Source organism: Frankia sp. CgJB1 (assembly GCF_977947065.1).
Genome location: NZ_CDWTNB010000240.1, coordinates 1 through 5,212, shown reverse-complemented (window position 1 = coordinate 5,212; position 5,212 = coordinate 1). Strand labels below are relative to the sequence as shown.

Genomic DNA, 5,212 nt, shown 5'->3' with positions numbered 1-5,212 from the left:
GACAGGTTCCCGGACCGAGTGGTCGTGACGCCCGGCTCGGCCACCCCGGCCGCGGCGTCCCTGCGCTGCCGGGCCAGCCGGCGCCGGATACGTACCCGGGCCCGGGAGGTCCTGACGAAGTGCAACCAGTCCTCCGACGGTCTCGCGCCTGGGAGGTTGGACGTCAGGATCTCGACGACGTCGCCGTTGCGCAGCCGGGTATCCAACGGGACGAGCCGACCGTTGACCCGGGCGCCGATCGCCCGGTGCCCGATGTCGGTGTGCACGGCGTAGGCGACATCCACCGGGGAGGACCGGGCCGGCAGCGCGAGCATCCTGCCCTTGGGCGTGAACGCCAGCACCTCGTCGGCGTCCAGGTCCGAGGACAGCGACTCGAGGAACTCGTCCGAGTCGACCTCCTCCTGCCAGTCCAGCAGGCTGTGCAACCAGGACAGGCCCTCCAGGCGGGCGCCGTCCGCGCCGGGCCCGACCGGTCGGGCGACGATCCCGGTCTCGGCCAGCCGGTGCATCGACGGCGTCCTGATCTGGATGTCGAGGGAGCGGCCGGCGTCGTCGGTCACCGTCGTGTGCAGGGACTGGTACATGTTGAACTTCGGGGTGGCCACGAAGTCGCGCAGCCTGCCGGGCACCGGTCGCCACAGGGCGTGGATGACACCCAGCGCCGCGTAACAGTCCGTCACCTCGTCGACGAGCACGAGAACGCGGACGAGGTCGGTGTAGTCCTGGACGGGCCGGTTGCGCTCCTGAGCCCGCTTGTAGATCGAGAACAGGTGGCTGACCCGGATGGAGACGGCGCCGTCGATGCGAGCCCCCGCGAGCCCGGCTCGCAACCGTGTCACCAGCGCCGCGACGGTTCCGGCCGCGCGCTCAGCGGCGGTGAACTCATCCACCGTGGCGGCGATCCGGGCGTGCTCGGCGGGATGGAGCACGGCGAACGCCCGGTCCTCCAGCTCCCGCTTGATCACGCTGACGCCGAGCCGGTGGGCCAGCGGGGCCAGGACCTCAAGCGTGACCCGGGAGATCTTCACCTGTTTGGGGGGGGACATGAAAGCGAGCGTGCGCATGTTGTGCAGCCGGTCCGCGATCTTGATGACCAGTACCCGGTAGTCCCGGGCCAGGGCCACGATCAGCTTGCGCAGCGTCTCGGCCTCCGCGGCCTCCCCGAACCGCATCTTGTCCAGCTTGGTGACACCGTCGACGAGGTTGGCCACCTCCGCACCGAACTCCTGGGTAACGGAGTCGAGGGTGTACCCGGTGTCCTCGACCGTGTCATGCAGCAGGGCGGCGATCAGGGTGGTCGTGTCCACCCCCAGCTCCGCGAGGACCTCGGTGACGGCGAGGGGATGGCTGATGTACGGATCCCCGCTGCGCCGCATCTGACCGGCGTGCAGCCGCTCGGCGATGCCGTAGGCGTGCACCAGCAGGCCGATGTCGGCACGCGGATGATAGTCGCGATGCGCCTCGACGATGTCACGCAGCTCCGGCGGCACCTGGGACATCCGCGGTGTCGCCATCCGCCGGGCCAGGTGGGCGAGACGCACGCTCGCCTGCCGGGCCGCCGAGAGGGCCCGGGAGGCCTCGTCGGCGCCGCCGTCGGCCCGGGACAGCGCGGGGGTCAGACCGCCGCCGGCCGGCAGACCCGCACCCACGGTCTCAGCATCCACGGCGCCTCCCTGATTCGACCCGTTAGACCTGTACGCCCGAGGTAACGCGGAAACAGCCGTACACACCCTCGATAGCACGCACCGCACTCAGGATGTGCCTGAGATGTTTGGTGTCTCCCATCTCGAACGTGAAGCGGCTGACCGCCACCTGATCCCGCGTGGTGGCCACCGACGCCGACAGGATGTTCACGTGCCGGTCGGACAGTACCCGGGTGACATCCGAGAGTAATTTGGTACGGTCCATCGCCTCGACCTGGATCACGACGAGGAACACCGAGCCCGACGACGGCGCCCACTCGACCTGGACCGTGCGGTCGTGCGGCCCGCCACGCAGCCCCGACAGGTTGGAGCAGTCCGTCCGGTGGACCGACACGCCCTTGCCCCGGGTGACGAAACCGGCAATCTCGTCGCCGGGCATGGGCGTACAGCAGCGAGCGAGCTTCGTCCACACGTCGGGAGCACCGGTGACGAGCACCCCCGGCTCCCCGGTCGAGCGGCGCAGCGTGCGGATCGGCAGCTCGGTCTCACCCGCGTCCTCCTCGGCCCCCTCCGGGCCGCCGAGGGCCACGAGCAGCCGCGAGACCACCAACTGGGCGCTGACGTGGTTCTCCCCCACGGCCGCGTAGAGGGCGGCCACGTCGGCGTAGCGCAGGTCCTTGGCCAGGTTCAGCAGGGCGTCCCCGCTCATCAGGCGGGACAGCGGCAGGCCGTGGCGGCGCATCGCGCGGCCGATCGCGTCGCGGCCGGCGACGATCGCATCCTCCCGGCGCTCACGGGCGTGCCACTGGCGGATCTTCGTCCTGGCCCGCGACGAACGGACGAACATCAACCAGTCCCCACTCGGGCCGGCCGAATGGGCCCGCGAGGTGAAGATCTCGACCGTGTCGCCATTGTCCAGCGGGGTGTCCAGGGCTGCGAGACGGCCGTTGATCCGGGCCCCGACGCACTGGTGACCGATGTCGGTGTGCACCGCGTAGGCGAAGTCCACCGACGTCGACCCGGCGGGTAGCGGGATGACGTCGCCCTTGGGGGTGAAGACGAAAACCTCGTCGGTCTCGGCGGCGAACCGCAGGCTGTCGAGGAACTCTCCCGGGTCCGCGGTCTCCCGCTGCCAGTCGAGCACCTGACGCAGCCAGGTCATGAGGTCCACGTCGGGTCCGCCCTTGCGCCGACCGGCCCGCCCGCCCTCCGGGGTCCCCGCCGAGGGCCGGGCCGCAACCCCGTCCTCCTTGTACTTCCAGTGCGCAGCGATGCCGTACTCGGCCCGGTTGTGCATTGCGTGCGTGCGGATCTGCAGCTCGACCGGTTTGCCCTCGGGACCGATGACCGTCGTGTGCAACGACTGGTACATGTTGAACTTAGGCATCGCGATGTAGTCCTTGAACCGGCCGGGAATCGGCTTCCAGGTCGCGTGCACGGTGCCCAGCGTGGCATAGCAGTCCCGGACCGAGTCGACCAGGACGCGGATGCCGACCAGATCATAGATGTCGTCGAAGGAACGGCCGCGCACCACCATCTTCTGGTAGATCGAGTAATAGTGCTTCGGCCGCCCGGAGACGACGGCCTTGATCCGCGCGTCCCGCAGGCCGGCCTGCACCTGCCCGATCACCTCGGCCAGATAGACGTCCCGGCTCGGGGCCCGGTCAGCGACCAGCCGGACGATTTCATCGTACCGTTTCGGATACAGCGCAGCGAACGCGAGGTCCTCCAGCTCCCACTTCAACGAGTTCATGCCGAGCCGGTGGGCGAGCGGGGCGTAGACCTCGAGCGTCTCCCCGGCATTGCGTTCCTGCTTGTGCTCGGGCAGAAAGCGCAGGGTACGCATGTTGTGCAGGCGGTCGGCGAGCTTGACCACCAGCGCGCGTGGGTCGCGGGCCATCGCGACGACCATCCGGCGGATGGTCTCCGCCTGGGCCGCCTCGCCGACCTTGACCCGGTTGAGCTTGCTGACCGCGTCGACGATGAGCGCGATATGGTCACCGAAGGTGTCCCGGATTGTGTCGACGGTGAGCGTCGTCTCCTCGAGGGTGTCGTGCAGCAACGCCGCGGACAGCGTCGCGGTGTCCATCCCCAGATCGGCGAGAATGCTCGCGACCGCGATCGGATGAGTGATGTACGGGTGGCCGGAGAAGCGCACCTGGCCGGCGTGCGCCGCGTCGGCGACCTCGAACGCCTGCTGCACCTGGGCGATGTCGGCGCGCGGGTGGTTCGCGAGCAGCCCGCGCAGCACCGGATCGAGAGCCGAGGGAGCCGTCGCCCGGTGCGTCGAAAAGCGGGAGAGCCGCCCGCGCACCCGACGCGGCAGCGGCGGCGACTCGTGCCCCAACCGGGGGACGACCGGGGAACCGTCCTCGGGACGCCGTCCCAGGCCGACCGCGGTGACCAACTCGGCCCCCCCCGGGGATCCACCTGGTGACTCCTCCCCGCGGACATCGCCACCATCCGCGGCCGGCGGCTGTGCCGGCCCGTGGGCTGCCGGCTCACGCGCCGCCGATCCGGCGGTGGCCCGTGCGGCATCGCCCACCGGCCGGGGCTCCCGGAAGGGAGTGACGGCGGGCGGCGGAACTCCGGTGGTCACCGGCGCTGCCTCGGGCACGAACCGCTCCTGCGTAAGGACTAGACACCGAGCCTAACGCCGCACTGGTCAGAAGCCTTCCGCGGACCTCACCCAGGCAAGATCAAATCGCCAGAAGGGAGACGACATCGAGCGGCGCAACCCGATCACGGCCCGGTAGGAAGGACAGCTCCATGAGGACCGCCAGCCCCACGACCTCCCCGCCGCCAGCCGCGAGCAGGCTGTGGGCGGCGGCCGCGGTGCCACCGGTGGCCAGCACGTCGTCGACGAGCAGGATCCGGTCGCCGTCGTGCACTGCGTCGGCGTGGATCTCGATCGTGGCGGCGCCGTACTCCAGGTCGTAGGACGCGCTTCGGGTCGGCCCCGGCAGCTTGCCCTGCTTGCGGATCGGCACGAGGCCGGCGCCCAGCCGGTCCGCGACCGGCGCGGCTAGCAGGAAGCCCCGCGCCTCGATGCCGGCGATCGTGGTGGCCCCCAGCGCCCGGGCCGCGTCCGCCAGTGCACCGATGACCACCCCGAACGCGGTCGGCGTCGCGAGCAGCGGGGTGATGTCCTTGAACACGACCCCCGGCTGCGGCCAGTCGGGAATGTCGCGGATGTGGCCACGCAGGACCTCGGCGACCGCGTCGTGCGCGGCGGATCGCTGCGGTGCGTCGTCGATGCTCGTCATCGTGCCGCTTCTCCCACCTTCAAGGTCGTCCGGACTTCAGGGACGTCCGGAGATCTGCCGCCACACGATCGGGGCCGCCCGGATCCGCGCGGCCGGTGACCTGGCTCATCGGCGTTTCTTACCGCTCGGCCGTCCGCGCCGGCCGGGTTTGCGCCCCGCGGCGCGCCGGGCGGGGGGCGCGCCCGACGGTCGTCGGGCGGCACCGCCCAGGTTCGCCCCGGCCGGAACCGGTTCACGCGCGCCGGAGGCGGGTCGTCCTACGGCCTGCTCGGCCCGCTCGTCGGGGACAGGACCGTCCTCACC

The 5,212-nt window shown here is 70.9% G+C and carries 3 protein-coding genes and 1 pseudogene; all 4 read right to left on the bottom strand.

From position 1 onward, the window contains the following. The coding region (locus AC08OT_RS19015) for a RelA/SpoT family protein (protein ID WP_476603132.1) at positions 1-1,664 on the bottom strand (1,664 nt) is incomplete at its 3' end. A 22-nt stretch (positions 1,665-1,686) separates the two neighbouring features. After that, positions 1,687-4,260 carry a RelA/SpoT family protein gene (locus tag AC08OT_RS19010; RefSeq protein ID WP_476591764.1) on the bottom strand — a complete coding sequence of 858 codons (2,574 nt, stop codon included), beginning with the start codon at positions 4,258-4,260 and terminating at the stop codon, positions 1,687-1,689. A gap of 82 nt (positions 4,261-4,342) precedes the next feature. Beyond that, positions 4,343-4,909 carry an adenine phosphoribosyltransferase gene (locus AC08OT_RS19005; protein WP_462185970.1) on the bottom strand — a complete coding sequence of 189 codons (567 nt, stop codon included), beginning with the start codon at positions 4,907-4,909 and terminating at the stop codon, positions 4,343-4,345. Between the two features lie 105 nt (positions 4,910-5,014). Beyond that, a pseudogene (locus AC08OT_RS19000) lies at positions 5,015-5,212 on the bottom strand (hypothetical protein); the annotation flags it as partial.